This is a genomic window from Pedobacter sp. CAN_A7 (assembly GCF_015752175.1).
In the GTDB taxonomy this organism is placed as follows: domain Bacteria; phylum Bacteroidota; class Bacteroidia; order Sphingobacteriales; family Sphingobacteriaceae; genus Pedobacter.
Genome location: NZ_JADOUW010000003.1, coordinates 12,339 through 32,352 on the forward strand (window position 1 = coordinate 12,339; position 20,014 = coordinate 32,352).

The 20,014-nt window shown below is 42.2% G+C and carries 14 protein-coding genes; 8 read left to right on the forward strand and 6 right to left on the reverse strand.

The genetic code is table 11. The features are described from left to right. Position 1: 1 nt before the first annotated feature. A complete protein-coding gene (gene gatB, locus IWX76_RS11515) occupies positions 2-1,465 on the reverse strand; it encodes an Asp-tRNA(Asn)/Glu-tRNA(Gln) amidotransferase subunit GatB (protein ID WP_196860087.1) in 1,464 nt (487 codons plus the stop codon). A 152-nt stretch (positions 1,466-1,617) separates the two neighbouring features. On the opposite strand from gatB, the gene IWX76_RS11520 reads away from it, so the two are divergent. Continuing rightward, entirely contained in the window at positions 1,618-2,196 is a 579-nt protein-coding gene (locus tag IWX76_RS11520; protein WP_196860088.1) for a hypothetical protein, read from the forward strand. A 64-nt stretch (positions 2,197-2,260) separates the two neighbouring features. On the opposite strand, the gene alaS is transcribed toward IWX76_RS11520, so the two are convergent. Beyond that, positions 2,261-4,966, reverse strand: coding sequence for an alanine--tRNA ligase (gene alaS, locus IWX76_RS11525; protein ID WP_196860089.1), 2,706 nt, complete (start codon positions 4,964-4,966; stop codon positions 2,261-2,263). A 114-nt stretch (positions 4,967-5,080) separates the two neighbouring features. Here alaS and IWX76_RS11530 point away from each other — a divergent pair, with 114 nt between their 5' ends. From IWX76_RS11530 to IWX76_RS11560, 7 genes are all read left to right on the forward strand, one after another. Continuing rightward, positions 5,081-5,416: a MerR family transcriptional regulator gene (locus tag IWX76_RS11530; protein ID WP_196860090.1), complete on the forward strand. Its 336-nt coding sequence runs from the start codon at positions 5,081-5,083 to the stop codon at positions 5,414-5,416. A 64-nt stretch (positions 5,417-5,480) separates the two neighbouring features. Continuing rightward, on the forward strand, positions 5,481-7,535 hold the full coding sequence (locus IWX76_RS11535) for a helix-hairpin-helix domain-containing protein (protein WP_196860091.1): 2,055 nt from the start codon (positions 5,481-5,483) through the stop codon (positions 7,533-7,535). Positions 7,536-7,555: 20 nt separating this feature from the next. After that, positions 7,556-9,337, forward strand: a complete 1,782-nt coding sequence (locus IWX76_RS11540) for a ComEC/Rec2 family competence protein (RefSeq protein ID WP_196860092.1) — start codon at positions 7,556-7,558, stop codon at positions 9,335-9,337. A gap of 22 nt (positions 9,338-9,359) precedes the next feature. After that, positions 9,360-10,139 (forward strand): enoyl-CoA hydratase/isomerase family protein, encoded by a 780-nt coding sequence (locus IWX76_RS11545; RefSeq protein ID WP_196860093.1) that lies wholly within the window; start codon positions 9,360-9,362, stop codon positions 10,137-10,139. 16 nt (positions 10,140-10,155) lie between these two features. Beyond that, positions 10,156-10,833 carry a DUF4412 domain-containing protein gene (locus tag IWX76_RS11550; RefSeq protein WP_196860094.1) on the forward strand — a complete coding sequence of 226 codons (678 nt, stop codon included), beginning with the start codon at positions 10,156-10,158 and terminating at the stop codon, positions 10,831-10,833. A gap of 6 nt (positions 10,834-10,839) precedes the next feature. Next, positions 10,840-12,714 (forward strand): LTA synthase family protein, encoded by a 1,875-nt coding sequence (locus IWX76_RS11555; protein WP_196860095.1) that lies wholly within the window; start codon positions 10,840-10,842, stop codon positions 12,712-12,714. Then, complete coding sequence (locus tag IWX76_RS11560) at positions 12,711-14,885, forward strand: S9 family peptidase (protein WP_196860096.1); 2,175 nt, start codon at positions 12,711-12,713, stop codon at positions 14,883-14,885. Before IWX76_RS11555 ends, IWX76_RS11560 begins: the two co-directional genes overlap by 4 nt. A gap of 318 nt (positions 14,886-15,203) precedes the next feature. Here the strand turns inward: IWX76_RS11560 and IWX76_RS11565 are convergent, their stop codons facing one another. The 4 genes from IWX76_RS11565 to IWX76_RS11580 all read right to left on the reverse strand — a co-directional run bounded on the left by IWX76_RS11565 (position 15,204) and on the right by IWX76_RS11580 (position 20,009). Next, entirely contained in the window at positions 15,204-15,920 is a 717-nt protein-coding gene (locus IWX76_RS11565; RefSeq protein WP_196860097.1) for a pirin family protein, read from the reverse strand. 306 nt (positions 15,921-16,226) lie between these two features. Next, entirely contained in the window at positions 16,227-17,207 is a 981-nt protein-coding gene (moaA, locus tag IWX76_RS11570; RefSeq protein ID WP_196860098.1) for a GTP 3',8-cyclase MoaA, read from the reverse strand. 48 nt (positions 17,208-17,255) lie between these two features. After that, a complete protein-coding gene (locus tag IWX76_RS11575; RefSeq protein WP_196860099.1) occupies positions 17,256-17,717 on the reverse strand; it encodes a (2Fe-2S)-binding protein in 462 nt (153 codons plus the stop codon). 33 nt (positions 17,718-17,750) lie between these two features. After that, the gene (locus IWX76_RS11580; protein ID WP_196860100.1) at positions 17,751-20,009 is read right to left on the reverse strand and encodes a xanthine dehydrogenase family protein molybdopterin-binding subunit; all 2,259 of its coding nucleotides are present in this window, start codon (positions 20,007-20,009) and stop codon (positions 17,751-17,753) included. Between the last annotated feature and the right edge of the window lie 5 nt (positions 20,010-20,014).

Here is a 20,014-nt window from a genome sequence, read left to right on the forward strand (position 1 = left end):
TTTATGCTAATTTTTCCTGTACCAGGATATTCACTTTTTGCGGGTCAGCTTTTCCTTTGGCCATTTTTAATACTTCGCCAACGAATAAACCTAAAACCCCTTTTTTTCCTTTTTTATAAGCACTTACCTGTGCCGCATATTTAGCTAACACCTCGTCGATAAATCCATTCAGCTCATCGTCATTTTCCTCAATCCACAGGTTCAGCGATTTTGCCAGGGTAGTTGGATCAGCCTGCTGATCCTTTTCCAGCGCCGGCAACAGCTGTTGCAAGGCCACCTGCTGCGTTACTTTTTTATCATCGCAGAGGTTGATGACTGCTGCAAGCTGCAGGGGCGTAATGGCATAATCTGCAATAGCGAGTGTCCGCTCATTCAACAATGCCCTTATCGGTCCAACAAGCCAGTTTATTAAGCTTTTATTATGTTTTACTGTACCTACACCCTTATGGAAAAAGGCCAATAATTCGGCATCTCCTGCTAATAAACTGGCTTCACCGTTGCTAATGCCGTAACTTTCCATCAGTTCCTGTGTAATCTCACTGGGCAAAGCAGGCATGGCCGCTTTTACGCGTTCCAGCCATTCGTCTGAAAGTATCATAGGTGCCAAATCCGGGTCAGGAAAGTACCGGTAGTCGTTAGCCATTTCTTTGCTGCGCATTGGCGACGTAGTTCCTTTATCGGCATCAAAATTTAAGGTACTTTGTATAATCGTTCCACCTTGTGACACCACGTCTACCTGGCGACTGAATTCAAAATCCATGGCCCTGCGTACGTTTCTAATGGAGTTTAAGTTTTTTACTTCACAACGAGTACCAAATGTAGTGGCACCCGGTTTACGGATGGATATATTCGCATCGCATCGTAGGCTGCCTTCTTCCATATTGCCATCACTTACATCCAGGTGGCGCACCAGTTTTCGCATTTCAGTAAGCAAAGCCGAAGCTTCTTCCGCACTGCGAATATCAGGCTCCGTAACTATTTCAATCAGCGGTACACCAGCGCGGTTAAGGTCAACATAAGAATAGTGGTCGTTTTGGTCGTGCATGCTTTTCCCGGCATCTTCTTCTAAGTGGATACGATTTATACCGATCCGTTTGATGCTGCCATCGCCTAAAGTCACATCAAGGTATCCATTTTGGCAAATAGGTAAATTGTCCTGGGTAATTTGATATCCTTTAGGAAGGTCGGCATAGAAGTAATTCTTTCTGTCGAAATAATTTACCTGGTTGATGGTGCAATGGAGTGCAAGACCCATTTTCACCGCCTTCTCCACCACTTCTTTGTTCAGTTTTGGCAAAGCGCCAGGCAAAGCCAGGGATACCGTTGATATATGTTCATTAGGCCCAGCACCAAAAGATGCACTGTCTGAAGAAAATATTTTGGTATTCGTATTTAGCTGTACGTGAATCTCCAAACCTGATACCAATTCAAATTCAGAAGCTGTGGTTACCGTATTCGTACTCATTTATGTTTTTTAATCTATCAAAGACGTAAAATGTTCTCTATGCAAATATAACCAAAATAGTCTTAAACAGGCATTTAATACATATTGTTGACGATTAGGAAATACTGGCATGTAAATTGACTTTCAGTTAACACACACAAATGATAAAGGTTATGAAAAGATTAATCGTATTCGCCATGTTAGGCTTTGCAGCGTTGGCTGTAACCCCTGCAAAAGCTCAGGTTAGTGTCAACATTAACATCGGTTCCCAGCCAGACTGGGGCCCAAGAGGCTACAATCACGTAGATTATTATTACCTGCCTGAAGTAGAATCCTATTACTACGTACCTACCCGTAAGTTTATTTACTTAAGCGGCGGTAACTGGAGACATTCTAATAATCTGCCGTCAAGGTACCGGGGTTATAATTTACACAACGGACGTAAGGTGGTTATCAATTCCCACAGACCGTATTTACAGCATAACAATTATAAAAAACGGTATGCAAGTCACAATTACGCGCCAGTACGTTATAACCAGTCAAACAACAGACGTATCGCCAGCAGAGATCACTACATCAATAAACGGGTAGTAGCACATAGATCATACGACAACAACAGGTCAAGCTATAACAGAAAAGACAATAGAAGCTACCAGAAACAAGGTAAACATCATGATAACCGTAACCAAAAAGGTCGCGGAGAAAATGATAACCGTGGCAATGGCAGAGGACACGGAAACGGTCGTCATTAGTCGCTGAAATCAGTTTATAAAAAAAGAGGAGAAGACCATGGTCTTCTCCTCTTTTTTTATGGGGTTAACAAGCGTGAACCATGGCTTCAGCTTTTACAAGTACGGCAGCCAGGCCATCTTTATTCTTACCACCAGCAGTGGCATAAAATGGTTGTCCACCACCACCACCTTGTATAATTATAGCCAGTTCTCTGACCATTTTTGAGGCATTCAAATCCCTATCGCTCACCAGATTTTCCGATAACATCACCGTAATACCGGGTTTATCGTCAATAATGGTGGTAAACACAAGAACAAGGTTATCCACCAGGTCTTTCACTGCAAAGGCCAGGTTTTTCACGGCATCAGCATGCGGCAAATCAACATGAGTAGCAATCAGGTTAATACCATTAATGGTTTTAACATGGTGTACAATTTCATGTTTCATACTTGCAGCCTGTTCGATAATCGCCTTATCAGCTTCCTTTTTTAATTTTGCATTCTCTTCCAGTAAGGAAGCTACCGCACTTTTAATATCCTTATTTCCTTTTAATAAGGTTTTAAGTTCATTCAATTCTTTGCTTTGTTCTACAATATAAGCTTCTGCTTTGGCAGCGGTAATGGCTTCAATCCGGCGTACACCGGCAGCTACTGCACTTTCAGCAATGATTTTGAAATAACCAATTTCCCCGGTAGCTTTCACATGCGTTCCACCACATAGTTCCTTAGAATAATGGTCGTCGAAGGTAATGATGCGTACAAAATCCCCATATTTTTCTCCGAACAAAGCGGTAACGCCACTCGAAAGCGCTTGTTCATAAGGTACTTCCCGCTGTTCTTTCAATTTAATATTTTCACGCACCTTTTGATTCACCAGGTGTTCAATTTTCTCCAGTTCTTCCTCCGTGATTTTAGCAAAATGGGAGAAATCAAAACGCAGGTAATCTGGATTTACCAGGGAACCTTTTTGGTTCACATGTGAACCCAATACCTTTTTCAAGGCAGCATGTAATAAATGTGTTGCGGAGTGGTTGTCCTGTGAAAGTATCCGTTTATTCTCGTCTACCACAGCCCATAATATCCCTTCCAGATCTTCTGGCAAAGTATCAGTGAAATGAATAGTAATACCGTTTTCTTTCTTGGTGTCGGTTACTTCTACAGAAAACAGGCGACTGAAATCTTCAATACGACCGGTATCTCCTACCTGGCCGCCACTTTCTGCATAAAAAGGTGTTTTGCTCAATACCAATTGGAATTGCTCTTTACCTTTCACATTTACTTTACGGTATTTAATCAGTTTTGTTTCTACTTCTAAATCATCATAACCTACAAAGTCGGTTTCCAGATCCGGGTTAACCATAATCCAGTCGCCTGTATCAATGGCTGTTGCCGCACGTGAACGTTCTTTTTGTTTCAGCAAAGCGTTATTATACGCTTCCATATCCACCTGCCAGTTCTTTTCCCGCGCCATTAACTCCGTTAAATCGATCGGAAACCCATAGGTATCATTCAATTCAAAGGCAAAATCTCCATCAATCACCATCTGGTCTTTAATGATGCTGTACACCCATGGATCATCAAAGGCTTTACCTTTTTCAATGGCATTTTCTGCCAGTAATAAGTCTGCCTGTTTTTTAGTATAACTTTCAAAACGCTGAATTCCGGTAGCAAGGGTTCGTAAGAAAGAAACTTCTTCCTCCAGTACCACTTTCTGTACAAAATCCTGTTGTTCGGCCAATTCATTAAATGTGCCCACAAATTGTGCAGCCAGTACCGGCACCAGTTGATTCAAAAATGGCTCTTTTAAATTCAGGAAAGTATAGGCGTAACGCACTGCACGACGTAAAATTCTGCGGATCACATATCCCGCTTTATTGTTAGCCGGCAATTGCCCATCGGCAATGACAAAGGAGATTGCCCGAATATGATCGGCCATCACACGCATCGCTATGTCGGTCTTCTCGGCAGTTCCATAAGCGATGCCTGCTTTTTGAGCAATCACTTGTATCAGCGGTTGAAAAACGTCAGTGTCGTAGTTAGAAGCCTTTTGCTGAAGCACCCTTACCAGGCGTTCGAAGCCCATACCGGTGTCAACATGTTGCGCAGGTAACTCTTGTAACGATCCGTCTTTTAACCTGTTAAACTGCATGAACACATTGTTCCAGATTTCAATCACTTGTGGGTGATCGGCATTCACCAGTAATTTGCCAGAAGTCTGTGCACGTTCTGCTGCAGAGCGGCAATCGACATGAATTTCTGAACAAGGACCACATGGGCCGGTATCACCCATCTCCCAGAAATTATCTTTTTTATTACCCAATATGATGCGGTCTTCATCAACATATTGTTTCCACAGTTCAAAAGCTTCGGTATCCTGAGGTAAGCCCTCCTTCTCGTCGCCTTCAAATACAGAAACGTATAATTGGTCCTTCGGAATTTTATAAACTTCAGTCAGCAACTCCCAGCTCCAGGCAATGGCTTCTTTTTTGAAATAGTCGCCAAAACTCCAATTTCCCAGCATCTCAAACATGGTGTGGTGATAGGTATCAATACCTACCTCTTCCAGGTCATTGTGTTTACCTGAAACCCGTAAACAACGTTGTGTATCAGCTACTCTTTTATATTTGATTGGAGCTTCGCCTAGAAACAAATCTTTGAATTGGTTCATACCAGCATTGGTGAACATCAAAGTGGGATCATTCTTCACTACGATTGGTGCCGATGGCACGATATGATGTTGCTTAGATTCGAAAAATTGTAAATAAGCACTTCTAATTTCTTTTGCGGTCATCCTTCTTGTGTTATCCAACAAAAATAAAACTTTATTGCGGTATTCTACTAAAATCGCTTTACATTTGAATACTTTAATTAAATGCCATAATCACCTAATAATCAACAATAAACTATGCCCTACAAAGAAAGAGAAATTAATAAGATGTACTATAGTATGGGAGAGGTAACAGAAATGTTTGGTGTAAATGCTTCTCAGATCAGGTTTTATGAGAAAGAATTTGATGTATTACAGCCAAAGAAAAATAAAAAAGGGAACAGACTGTTTACTCCTGCAGATATCGAAAATTTAAAGATTATCTTCCACCTGGTTGATGATAAAGGTTTCACCCTAAAAGGTGCCAAAGAGCATTTGAAAAATAATACCGGCGAGATTAAAGAAAACCAGAAGATCATTGACTCTCTAGAGAAACTGAAAAGTTTTCTACTAAAGCTTAATGAAGAAATCTAAATCGTAAATTAAATTTTTATTACCATAAATATTGCGCTGTTTTGAATGTCAATAAGCATTCCCTATGGCATCAAATTATGGCCTGTTGCAGGCAACATTATTTTTACTTTTCTTGGTCCTTACGGTTACTCCAGTAGCGGCGCAACAACAACAGGCAATTAAAGACCTGGTAGAGAGCCTTTCGGCAGATTTAACGGCCGACTTTGACTTAACAGAACTTATCGATCAGCTTGAGCACTTTGCCAAACATCCCATCGACCTCAACAACACCACAGCCGAAGAGCTTAAAAGCCTGGTCCTGTTGTCACCCTTACAAATAAGCAACTTCTTTAGCCACCTTTCTAATAACGGCAAATTACTAGATCTTAACGAGTTGCAAGTCATACCTGCATTCGACCTGCAGACCATCCAAAATATCCTGCCTTTTGTTACCCTCAAAGGTAATCCGGCCTACCAGAACCTACGCCTAAGGGATTTGGCCCAGAAAGGTACACACGACCTGCTCTTCCGATATGCTCAAACCTTACAAGCACAAAAAGGCTTTCAAGACTTGCCCGGTAGCAAGTACCTGGGCAGTCCAGAAAAACTATTAACCAAATACCGCTATACCTACGATAAACTGCTATCTATTTCTTTAGTGGGTAAAAAAGATGCAGGCGAAGAACTCTTCCGTGGCAGTAATAGTTACGCCTTTGATTTTAGTTCCTTCAGCATAGGCCTTTATCAAATTGGCAGGATAAGTAAACTGGTGATTGGTGATTATAGCCTGCAATTCGGGCAAGGCTTAACCATATGGTCGGGTTTTGCCTATGGCAAAGGCCCGGATGTAGCAAGTGTAGCTAAAAACGATGTGGGATTGAAAGCTTATACCTCCACTAACGAGATTTCCTTTTTTAGAGGAATAGCCACAACCTTATTGCTCTTAGATAAATTGCAGTTTACCCCTTTCTTCTCCTACAGGAAAGTTGATGCCAGTCAGTCATCAGCTGAAAGCGGTGAATTCACACAGGTTAACCTTAGCAGCAGTGGCCTGCATCGTACTAAAACAGAAATGGAAAACCGGGCTAGCCTGGGTCAGTTGGTTTATGGCGGCGCCCTGCAATACCTGAGTAATAACCTGTCGGTAGGCCTGGTTGGTTACCAATCACATTACGAAAGCGCCTTTAGCCGGGGAAATCAGCAATACAAAGCCTTTGGTTTTGAAGGAAAAGACTTAACCAATATCGGCCTCCATTATAATTATACGTTCAGGAACATTTACTTCTTTGGCGAAGCGGCCAAGAGCTTGCATAGCGGCAAGGCCCTGTTGAACGGGGCAATGGCCAGTCTTTCGCCAAAAACCTCGGTGGTATTGGTTAACCGGCATTACGACACCAATTACCACAACTTTTTTGCTCAAGCCAGCGGCGAAAATAGTGACGCCAATAATGAAAACAGCTGGTATGCAGGTATTCATTATGCGGCTACACCACGATGGACAGGCGCTGTGTATGCTGATATCTTTAAATTTCCCTGGTTAAAATACAGGGTGAACGATGCTTCTAAAGGTTATGAAGTTATGACACAATTGTTGTATCGTCCACATAAAACTTTTAGTGCAGTGGCCAGGTTCAAAACCAAACAAAGCCAGCAAAATACAGACCTGCCGATGGATGATAAATACCTTGACGAAGTGAGCAAGCAAAATTACAGGATGGAAGTCAACTGGCGCATGAATAAGAAGTTTATTTTTCAAAACAGGCTCGAACTCTGCCAGTTTCAAAAAGGGGAAGCCTCACGGGAAAGTGGTTACCTCGCTTACCAGGATATGGCCTATTCCCCCCTGTCGTCACGTTTATCGGCCAATGTACGTATCGCTTATTTTAACACCGCTTCTTATAATAGCCGCGTGTATGCCTATGAAGATGATGTGCTTTATGGTTTCAGTTTCGGCATGTATAACGGCAAAGGTGCACGTACCTACCTCAATATCAAGTATAAGTTATTAAAGGGCATGGACCTTTGGACACGCTATGCCTTGTTCATTTACCAGGATGCAGAAACCGTAGGCTCCGGCCTGGATGAAATTCAGGGAAACAAAAAATCAGAGTTTAAACTCCAGTTACGCTACCAGCTCTAATGTTTTACCGGGCGGAAACTATGTTTGTACAACTCCTGTTTGTTTATATCGCAGGGATTTTTTTCGCTTACTATCTCCCCTCTTTAATCGTACAACACGTCTGTGCTGCCATTACCTCTCTATTATTCCTTGGCTTGCTGGTTCTGAATATGGGTTACAGGAAGCTAAAGGTTTATCACTTGAAGGTGTATTGGGGACCACTATTGTACCTGCTCATTTTCTTTACTGCAGCCTGGACTTACCTCATCCAGGTGCAACACTTACAAACCAATCATTTCTCCAAACAGCAAGCAGAATTCCTGAAGGTCATTGTAGACGATGAACCCCAGCTAAAAGGCGACCTGCTTCGCTTTAAGGCAAGTATAACCCATACCTACCAAGACCACAACAGCCTGGCGAGCATCGGTAAAATGCTAGTCACCATCCCCATTCAAGGTACCTCAGTTAACACTATTACCTATGGCGAAGTGTTAATACTGCCGGCCAGCTATAAAACAGTGAATCCCCCGCAAAACCCTGGTGAATTCGATTATCGAAACTGGCTAGCCAATCACCAGGTATACCACCAGCTCTATGTGCCGCCCCAGAAGGTGTTCCGTTTAAAACATTTTGCTGGCCATCCGCTGAAAGTTTATGCCATCAATTTAAGGAAACAACAAGTTGCTTTTTTTAAGAAAACCCTGCAGCATCCCGAGGCCTTCGCGGTGGCCTCCACCCTGATTTTAGGTTACCGTGCCGACCTCAGTAAAGAAACACTTGCCGCTTATTCCGCTACCGGAACCATTCATGCTTTATCGGTGTCGGGCATGCACGTAGGTATGATTTACATCGTGCTCCATGCGTTGTTACAGTTTATGAACAAGTCCAGGTTATTAAAAATCAGCAGAACTTTGCTGATCATTGGCCTCATCTGGTTTTATGCCATGTTAACAGGTTTTTCCCCTTCCGTCCTGCGTTCCGCTTTTATGCTTAGCACCTTTATTATTGGCAAAACCATAAACCGCCAAAGCAACAGTTATAACACCATGGCTTTTTCGGCGGTCGCCTTACTTATTTATCAACCCCTGTTACTGTTCGACCTGGGTTTCCAGCTCAGTTTTTTATCAGTTTTTGGCTTAATCTACCTGCAACCCCTGCTTTATCATCTCATTTATTTCAAAGCGCTGTGGGCAGATAAATTGTGGAACTATACGGCATTGTCCATAGCCGCACAGCTAACCACTTTCCCCCTGAGCGTTTATTACTTCCACCAGTTTCCTGTACTTTTTTTGTTTAGCAACTTGTTTATCCTCCTTCCGGTAACCTTGATGATGTATATCGGACTGCTGATGTTATTGGCAAAACTCGAATTCCTGGCGCCGGTATTGGAATACCTGATTAACATGATGAACACTGGTTTAACATGGATTGCCGCATTACCTTACGCCACCATATCTTCAATCTGGTTACAGCCACATGAATTGATCCTGCTGCTGTTGCTTGTCATTTTCGGTCTCCGGTCCTTCATCAAGGCACAGAAATATTCGCTGTTTTTCGCCTTATGCGCATGGTTATGCCTGCAAAGCTCCCTTAGTGTAAAGCAGCTGCAAGCGAGAAAGCAGTTTAAAACCATCGTGTTCAAGCTCTATAAACATCATGCCGTGGCTTACATCCAGGGCCAGCATGCTTTGCTCTATACCGACCTGGAGCCAGAAAGCGCAACTTATCAGTACTCCATAAAACCTGGCTTAGACCTGCACCACGTCACTTCCTTACAAATAAAAAATGCCCCTTCTGATTTGAAGAAAATAAACCATCTTTGATAAAAAAACCCATTTTAAGTATATGACAGAACCTTTGGTTTTATATTCGGTTGCAGACCGGATCGCCACGATCACCATAAACAGGCCTGAAAAACGAAATGCACTAAATCCTGAGCTGGTAAAACTGCTTACCGAAAACATGCTCGAAGCTGCGGACGATGATGAGGTGAAAGTGATTATCCTTAAAGCAAATGGAACCAGCTTCAGCGCCGGTGCCGACCTTGCTTACTTACAGGAATTACAACAGTTTACCTACGAAGAAAACCTGGCCGATTCAAACAACTTAAAAAACTTATTTACAACTATTTACTACCTCCCAAAAGTAGTGATTGCACAGGTAGAAGGACATGCAATTGCTGGCGGATGCGGATTGGCTACAGTTTGTGACCTCATCTTTTCTGTGCCTGAAGCTAAATTTGGTTATACAGAAGTTAAACTTGGTTTTGTTCCTGCTTTGGTCGCCTGTTTCCTGCTTCGTAAAACCAGTGAAACCATTGCCAAACAAATACTCCTCACCGGCGATCTCTTTACTGCCGAGCAAGCTTTAGCCTACGGACTGATCAATTTTGTAACAAACAAAGAAACGATTGATCAGAATACCAGAGAATTTGCTTTAAATTTGTGCCATCAAGCCTCCACAAATTCATTAATGGTCACCAAACAAATCATCGGTCAAACAACCAATGAGAAGTTGGAGAAAAGTCTGGAATTAGCTGTTCAGATAAATGCAAGAGTAAGGGATAGTGATGATTTTAAAAAGGGCATTAGTGCCTTTGTAAATAAAGAAAATATAAATTGGTAACCTAAATAACTAAATAATGCTTAAATCAATTAAAACCAGCGTACTTGCGCTCCTATTAATCGGCACAGCGGCTTATGCCCATGCCCAGAAGAAAATTTCACAGGGTACCATTGTTTATGGTGTAGAATATGACCTGTCGGCAGAACAGAAGTCTGCCATTGACGTTTCTGCCTTGCCTAAAGAAAACAAGCTTGAATTTAATGGCAACATCTCTAAATTGGCCATGGAAATGGGGCCAACCATGTTGACCATTTACAAAGATGGTGCAGCAAACAATGCCCTATTGCTGATCGACATACCGATTGCACAGAAACAGATTGCTACTAAAATGTCTAAAGAAGACATCGAAAAACAAGCTGGATCTATAAAATACAGCGATTTCAAAGCAACTGGTGTAAAAGAAACAGTATCTGGTTACAACACGGAGAAATATACTTATAAAGATGATAAAGGCACAGCTTATGAACTTTGGTTAACTAAGGACGTAGAATTAACGCCAGGTGCAGCCAATTCAGAATTTAAGGATTTGAAAGGTACTCCGATTAAATTTACGTTGGATCAAAATACAATCAAAACTACCATGACGATCAAAAGCATTAAGGAAAGTGCTGTAGGACCGTTTTCATTAGCTGTACCTGAAGGTTATGAGCTATTGACCATGGCAGAGTTGGAAGCATTGAGAGGTGGAGGTTAGGCATAAATGTTAAAAAGTCTTCTTTTTTTTGTTCGTTTTTACCTGTTCTGGCTCCTTTTCTTTTTTACGGACCGGGCACTTTTCTTAGCCTTCCATCATGAAAAACTACGCGAAGTACCATTAAAAACAACATTATCAACTTTCCACAATGCCATCCCCATAGATTTATCTATGGCCGGTTACCTGAGTGTCATTCCCCTATTGATCTACCTTTTTTGGTTCTTTAGTGGCCGTCATTCAGTAACCGTTAAAGGAATTAATATTTACAATACCGTTTTAATTGTTGCCTTTAGTATCATCGCAGCAATTAACTTCAATATTTACCGCGAATGGGGTACAAAACTCAATGCTAAAGCATTGGGTTTTGCCTTTACCGATCCTGTGGAAGCTTTTGCCTCCGGAGCATCATCTCCTATATTACCTACCCTGGTCATCATCACCGTGTTAGTGGTTACCGGTCTGCTTTGGAAAAAACTGCTGCTGAGCAGAAACCTCCATTTTGTGGCTATCCCCATCTGGGCGAAACTGCTCCTTACCATCTTGTTATTGGGTATCAATTTCCTGCTTATCCGGGGTGGCGTAGGGGTATCTACCATGAACCAGAGTTCTGCTTATTTCTCTGACCAGCTATTACTTAACCAGGCCGCTGTAAACACAGAATGGAACCTGTTTAAAAGTGCCCTTTCTTCTGGCAACGCCAGCAAAAATAAATACCTTTATTACAGTAGAACTGAAGCTGAACAAACGGTGAAAGACTTACATGCTGTAGAAAAAGATACCACCATCCACATGCTAACCACCAATAAGCCCAATGTGGTGCTGTTTATTATGGAAAGCTTTACCGCCGATTTAACAAAAAGTGTAGGTGAAGCCACAGAAGATATTACCCCACATTTTGACGCCATGGCCACTAAGGGTGTGTTATTTAATAAAATTTATTCCACAGGTAACCGGACCGATAAAGGCCTGATTGGAACTTTAGCGGCCTACCCTAGTCTTGGAAATGGAAACATAGTCAAGTTTACCAATAAAATGGAAGCGATACCGGCAATACCACAAGAGTTTCTCAAAAATGGATATGCCACCTCTTTCTTTTATGGTGGACAATCAGAATTTGACAATTACAAAGCCTTTATCCTCAGTCACGGTTACAACCAACTGGTGGATAAAAGCAGTTTTAAAGAAAGTGAAATGAACTCCAAATGGGGCGCTTATGATGGGGTGGTATTTAACCGGCAATTGAAAGAGCTTAACAAAGTGAAACAGCCGTTTTTCTCTACCGTGATGACTTTAACCAACCACGAACCTTTTGAGGTGCCTGGTGCTTATAAATTTGGTAACTTAACCAATGCAGAAGCCATTAAAAGCACAGCTTATTATACAGACTCCTGCATTAACGATTTTCTGCAGCAAGCGAAAAAACAAAGCTGGTATAAAAACACCTTGTTTATTTTCATTGCCGACCATGGCCATATCTTACCTAAAATGACCAATGAAGTGTACATGCCAGCACGTTACCATGTACCCATGTTGTTTTACGGCGAGGTGATCAAACCCGAATTCCGCGGTAAAAAAGTGGAAAAACTAGGTAGCCAGGTCGATCTTGCGGCCACCCTGATGAGCCAGCTGAACATGGATGCCAAACAGTTTACCTGGAGTAAAAACCTGATGAACCCCTATACCAAAGCCTTTGCTTTTTTTAGCTGGGACAATGGCCTGGGCATGATCACCGATAAACATAGCGTTAGCTTTGACAATACAGGCAAAAATATCCTCCATAATTCGGATAAAGACAATGTGCCACAAACTGAAGAAACCCTTAAACAAGGTAAAGCATACCTACAAACCGTTTTTCAACAATTTATAGAACTACAACCATGAGATTAAAAAATCTAGCCATCATCGTCATTTTTGTAGCCAGTATCGGCGGCCTGTTACCGCCGGCAATGGCACAATATGGAGGCGCCATCAATTGGGCAAAAAATGCCAACGCCTATTATCAAATTAACGAACAGGGCATTGTTTCCGTCGCCCTTCCAAAAAATGACAGGAAGGTCGTTGTTCCCGCAGCGCTGCTAGGCACAAAAGGCCTTCATGCCGGCAACATTAAGTCTTTCCAGCTTTCTGAAGATGGACAAAAAGCATTGATCTTCACCAACACTAAAAAGGTATGGCGTTATGAGACCCGCGGTGACTATTATGTAGCTGATTTGTCTACCAATAAAGTAACCCAGATAGGTAAAGATAAACCAGCCTCCTCGCTGATGTTTGCGAAGTTCAATCCGACAGGTGATAAAGTGGCCTATGTATCAAAACATAATATTTACGTGGAAGACATTGCCACAAACAGCAGCAAAGCCCTGACCACAGATGGCACAGACCGCATCATAAATGGTACATTCGATTGGGTGTATGAAGAAGAATTTGGCTGCCGCGATGGATTTAGCTGGAGTCCTGACGGAACAGCTATTGCTTACTGGCAACTGGACGCCCGTCAGATCAAAAACTTCCTGATGATCAACAATACGGATTCCATCTATGCCTATACCATCCCGGTGGAATACCCTAAAGTGGGTGAAAATCCTTCGGCTTGTAAAGTGGGTGTAGTAGACATTAATACCGCTAAAACCACTTGGATGCCGGTTCCCGGCGATAACATCCAGCATTACATTCCACGCATGGAATGGATACCAAATAGCAAGGAACTGATTTTACAGCAGTTAAACCGCGAACAAAACGTCAGCAAAATCTACGTTGCCGATGCACAAACCGCCAAGGTAAATTCCATTTACGAAGAAACCGACAAAGCATGGATAGATGCCGGTGAGCCCTGGAAATGGTTAAACGACAATAAAGAATTTATCTGGCAGAGCGAAAAAGATGGCTGGAAGCACTATTTCCGCATCAGCAAAGACGGTAAAAAGCAAACCTTAATCACAAAAGGGAATTATGATGTTATCGAGAACTCGTTAATTGATGAGAAGAACAATATTTTTTACTTTATGGCCTCCCCAACCAATGCCACCCAAAAATACCTGTTTAAAACCAAGTTAGATGGCAAAGGGAAGTTAGAACAAGTAACGCCATCTATATTAGCCGGTACACATAGTTACGACATCTCACCAGATGGCACCTATGCCCTTCACCGTTTTCAATCAGCTAATTCCAGACCAGTAAGCGAATGGATGAACCTGACCACCGGCAATCCCCTTACTATGGATGGCAGTTTAACCAACCAATTGGGGAAAATACAGCCTCCAAAAAACAAAGTAGAGTTCTTTAAAATTACGACTGAAGATGGCGTGGAAATGGATGGCTGGATGAAAAAACCAGACAACTTTAACCCGGCCAAAAAATACCCCGTACTGTTCTATGTGTATGGCGAACCAGCCTCACAAACCGTTACGGATACTTATGGCGCAGGCATAAACCGCCTGTATGAAGGCGATATGGCTAAAGATGGTTATATTTATATTTCTGTAGAAAACCGTGGTGCACCTGCACCTAAAGGTCGCGAATGGCGCAAAAGCATTTACCAGCAGATTGGCCGCCTGAACATCAGAGACCAGGCCATGGCAGCGAAAAAAATTATGGAATGGCCATTCGTTGATAAAAACAGAATTGCAGTCTGGGGCTGGAGCGGCGGTGGTTCCTCTACCCTGAACCTGTTGTTCCAATATCCGGAAATCTATAAAACCGGAATTGCGATAGCGGCAGTAGCCAACCAGCTTACTTATGATAACATTTATCAGGAACGATACATGGGATCGCCTTTAAAAACAAAAGAAGCTTACACCTTAGGCTCACCAATTAATTACGCGAAAAACCTGCAGGGAAATTTACTGTACATCCACGGAACAGGTGATGATAACGTGCATTATCAAAATGCTGAAATGCTGATCAACGAGTTAATTGTACATAAAAAAGTATTCCAATTAATGGCTTATCCTAACCGCAGCCACAGCATTAACGAAGGTGCAGGTACCAGCGCTCACCTGGCGGCTACCTTTACTAAGTTTTTAAAAGAAAATTGCCCTCCGGGCGCACAATAAAGGCTAATAGCCTCCATTACTATAAAAGCCACCTTCTGTTTTTATGCAGAAGGCGGCTTTTATAGTTTAAAGCAATTATACAGACTCAACAGCAGTTATTCCTAAGTCCAAATTCGAAATCAATTCATTCCGTAGTGAATCCAAGTAATCTTAGCAAAACTTGGACTCAACTTGGACTGAACTTGGACTGAACATGGACCAAGGGATAATCCATCTCAAATTCCTGGATGATTAATTATCCTATTCTAGCCCTAAATCTGTTCAAATATGAAATTATAAAGCCCTGAGAAACGACAGTATAATTTTCTTTATAAGAAATTATATATCCATCGGAACTTCCATCAATAACACCTCTGCACCAGCAGAAGCCGTTATGTCGATGCTGCTGGTTTCCCATATGCCATAGCCATCACGGGTTTCCAGTTTTTGTCCGTTTACTTCCAGGTTTCCTTTTAAAACAAACACATAAACACCGTTTCCTTCTTGTTTTAATTGGTATTCCAATTCGGTATCCTGACCAAACTTTCCTAAATGGAACCAGGCTTCCTGGTGGATCCAAACCCCTTCATCTTCTGGACTAGGTGATAAAATCTGTACCAATTGATTGTTTTTTCCAACATTGGGAATTTCAATCTGGTCATAACGTGGGGTTACCCCTTTTTCATTAGGGACTACCCAAATTTGCAGAAATTTTACTTCTTGATCTGCATGTTTATTTAATTCTTTATGGTAGATCCCGGTACCGGCGCTCATCACCTGGATTTCTCCTGGTTTAATCACGGCTTGGTTACCCATACTGTCTTCATGTTGTAATTCGCCTTCCAGGGCAATGGAAATAATTTCCATATCGTTATGCGGATGTTTACCAAATCCCATTCCACCAGATACCTGGTCGTCATTTAAAACCCGCAATGCACCAAACTGCATTCTTTCCGGATTGTAGTAATTAGCGAAACTAAAGGTATGGAAACTTTTTAACCAGCCATGGTCTGCATGACCACGGGTACCAGCTTTGTGCAAAATTGTTTGTGCCATAATATGTTGATTTGATGATACAAAAATAAACCATTGACAGGAGCTGGGCATTGACGTATGGTAACTAATTGGTCGGGCGCCGAACTGTAACCAGGTCGTTGGGAACCTGCTTCGGGTGCAGGAAGCTGGTAAACAGCTTTTCGATATAGTGCTTTCTGCGTTGCATGCCTATAATTTATGTACTTCAAATTTATAAAAGCGAAATCTGCAATTATTGTATTCCTTCAACAGCCATCACCTTTATAACGACTACAAGGTGTATTTAGATCTTCTAATTTTTAGTATTATGAAACTTAAGATAAGATACTAGCCACCGATTGTAATCATGCTTCGGTTGTTAATTCCCTGAGCATCTATTAGCTCAAACTGATGATCAAACTGTCCGCCGAGCTCTTTCTTCTTACTCCAAATGGAAGCTAGAATTAATGGAAGAACTTCTTGTTTAGCTCTCAGTGCGGTTAGCAAATCAGTTTCGCCATTACTAAAAAGACAATTTTTAAGTTTGCCATCCGCAGTTAGTCGCATCCTGTTACAAGTACTGCAAAAAGGTGCAGTCATTGTGCTTATTATAGCAAAGGAACCCTTATGGCCAGGAATATGGAAGCGCCTAGCGGTGTCGTGAGGTTTTCCTTCAACGGGCAGAGCAGTGTAACCCTTCTGAATTACTGCTAAAATTTCTTGAAGCGAGAAAAGCTTATTACTTGTCCATTTATTGCCACTAAATGGCATAAATTCTATAAACCTAATTTGTACTGCCTGATGTTTGGTCCAGCTGATAAAGTCGCAGATTTCATCATTATTTAAACCCTTCATCACAACCATATTGATTTTAACAACAATGTCGTTCTGCAAGAGCAATTCTACACTATTACGAACCTGCTCAAACGCGTCACGTTTGGTAATGAGCATGAATTTCTCCCTTTGCAAGGTATCAAGGCTGATGTTAACGGTCTTAATGCCTGCGGAAATTAAAACAGGAAGCATTTCTGCGATTCTTGTTCCATTAGTTGTGATCACCAGTTCTACTGGAAGTTTGCCAAGCCCTTCAATTATTTGTGCGGCATCTTTACGAACCAAAGGTTCACCACCTGTCAGCCTGATTTTTGTTACACCTTGATCAACAAATATTCTTGCTAATGTTAATATTTCCTTCGGTTGCATTAGCCTGGACGCTGGAGTAAAATCGTAATCCTCTTCCGGCATGCAATAAAAGCATCTAAAATTACAATTATCAGTTAGTGATATCCGCAGATAATCGTGTATGCGACCAAAAGAATCTGCGATCATGCCTAATGTTATTAAATAAATAGATTTGATGGTTTGATTAGCTAATGTTTATTTAGTACTGCTCTCTTTTGCGGCTAAATGGATTGCTTCTTTGATGCGCAGGTAAGTTCCACATCGGCAAATATTGCCTGCCATAGCGTCGTTAATGTCCTGGTCTGTGGGGTTCTTCTTCTCTTTAAGCAACACAGCTGCCGACATGATTTGCCCAGCCTGACAATAACCGCATTGCGAAACATCCAATTCAAGCCAGGCCATTTGAAGTGGGTGACTGTTATTCTCTGACAAACCTTCAATGGTCACCACTTTTTTCCCCTGGGCACGGCTGATTTTTGTAACGCAGGAGCGAACAGCTTCACCATCAAGATGGACTACGCAAGCTCCGCATTGAGCCACGCCACATCCATATTTTGTTCCCACAAGACCAATGTTGTCGCGAAGTACCCATAACAATGGCGTATTTGGATCGGCCTCGACCTTATAGTTTTTCTTATTTATATTCAGGGTAATCATATGTAAAATGTAAGGGGTAAAAAGATTGATAAATTAAATACTACTAGACTCAATTTTTGATAAGGCAAAGGGTTGCTGGTAATGACGATTTCCCGATGCCTTATAAAGGGCATTCGCTACTGCGCCAAAGACAGGTGGAAATGGTGGTTCACCTAGCCCTGTTGGATCTATATCATTTTGGACAAATGAAACTTCAATCTTCTTGGGGGCTTCATGCATTCTGATCAACCTGTAACTATGAAAGTTATTCTCTTTTACTACGCCATCTTTATGTGTCAACCCGCCATACAAACTGTTCCCAATGCCATCAACAACTGCACCTTGAATCATATTTACTGCAGCGTCTGGATTAATTACAATACCACAATCGACAGCACTAAACACCTGTTCTACATAGGGCTGCCCATCTTTTAATGTCAAATCTACCACATGGGCAGCGTACGAGTTATGGCAGAAGTAAGCAGCGACACCACGGCTAAATTTTTTATGTTCTGCACCATTCCAACCCGATTTGTCACGTACTAGTTCCAGCACGCCGGCATACCGGTCAGCATCGTATTCATTATTCTTTCCCACGGGATTTTCTTTTGCCCTCTTCAAAAGTTCCAACCGGAAGTCTATTGGATCCTTGCCCATTGCTTCTGCAAGCTCATCTAAGAAACATTGTTCTGCCGCTGCATTGAAGTTAGATCGTGGGGCCCTGAATGCGCCGACTGTAATATTAGATGGGATTTCCCAGCTTTCGGCAAGATAATTATCGATGGCACCAGCTGGAAACCTATTTGCATGAATGGCGTGTTCAGGAATTCCACCTCCTTTAACATGGAAAGCAATCAGATTTTTATTTGAATCTAAAGCTGCACGGTAAGTTGCAGTGTACATCGGCCTGTAAACACCATATGTCGAGTCATCCTCACGGCTATATATTAACTTCACCGGTGCATTTGCTTTCTTAGAGATAAGCGCAGCCTCTACCAAATAGTGTCCATATGCCCTGCGTCCAAAACCTCCGCCCATACGCGTCATTTGAATTTCGATCTTATCAGCTGGAAGTTTTAACACTTTTGCAAGTGTCGGCTCCGTCCATCCAGGAGCCTGTAAAGGGCCAACCAGTAACGCTTTTTCTTCAGTAACGTGGGCAAAGAAATTCATTGGCTCCATACAATTGTGTGCCAGGAATGGTGCATTGTAAGTGCGTTCGATAATTTCAGCGGCATTCTTGAATGCTGTTTCCGGATCACCGTCCATTCTTAACTGCCTGGCAGGTTTTTTTGCATAGTCTAGCATTTTTTGCAATTGCGTAGTGGTATTCTCGAGTTCTCCTGGAACAACCACCTCTGTTTTTCCACTCCTGCCACCCATGGTATTGATGACATCGCCTACAGGCACCCATTCTACAATCAGTTTTTTACGGGCATTCATCACCTCCCAGGTTGTTTTGCCAACTACGACAATCAGGTCATTAAATGTGCGTACATCGAAGCCCCCTTGTTCAAAACCTTCTTCATATAATTTAATGGTAAAGACATCCTTAATACCTGGCATCTTAAGTGCCGCTGAGGCGTCAAAAGACTTATGTGTCATGCCAAAAGCAGGCGGATGCTGTATCATAGCGATCAACATCCCTTCATGCTGATAATCTAATCCGAAAAGCGGTTTGCCACTAACAAGTTTTGCGCCCTCTACATTCTTCTGTGAACTTCTTACAACATTGAAATCTTTCACCTCCTTTAGCTTCACCCCTTTAGGAACAGGAATGCCGGAAGCCTTCTCAGCGAACTCGCCGTATGTGCCATTCTTGCCGCTTTTATCGTGGAAGATCACTCCATCCTTAGTTGTCAATTCGTCTATTGGCACGCTCCATGCCGTAGCAGCTGCAAGCATCAGCATATGACGTGCAGTTGCACCCGCCTCTCGAAGGGGCTTCCAATACATTCTCATGGAATTGCTACCGCCAGTAAACTGAGGCCCTAATTTGACGTTGTCGTGTGGCCCCATTTCTACTACTACTTTTTTCCAGTCGACCCCAAGCTCTTCGGCTACGATCATTGGAAGGGAAGTCATTACGTTTTGTCCAAATTCTGGATTTGGGCAGATGATCGTAACAATATTTTCCGGACTGATTTTTACGTAACCATTGATTTCAGTCCATTTCACAGCGGGAACTCCACCATCGTTATGCGGCAGCGATAATTTCGCCAGTCCGCTGAAGTGAATCAGTAATCCTCCTCCTGCTAATAGGGAGGTTTTAAGAAAGGTTCGCCTGCTATTATCTGTTTTACTCTTTTCCATTAGAA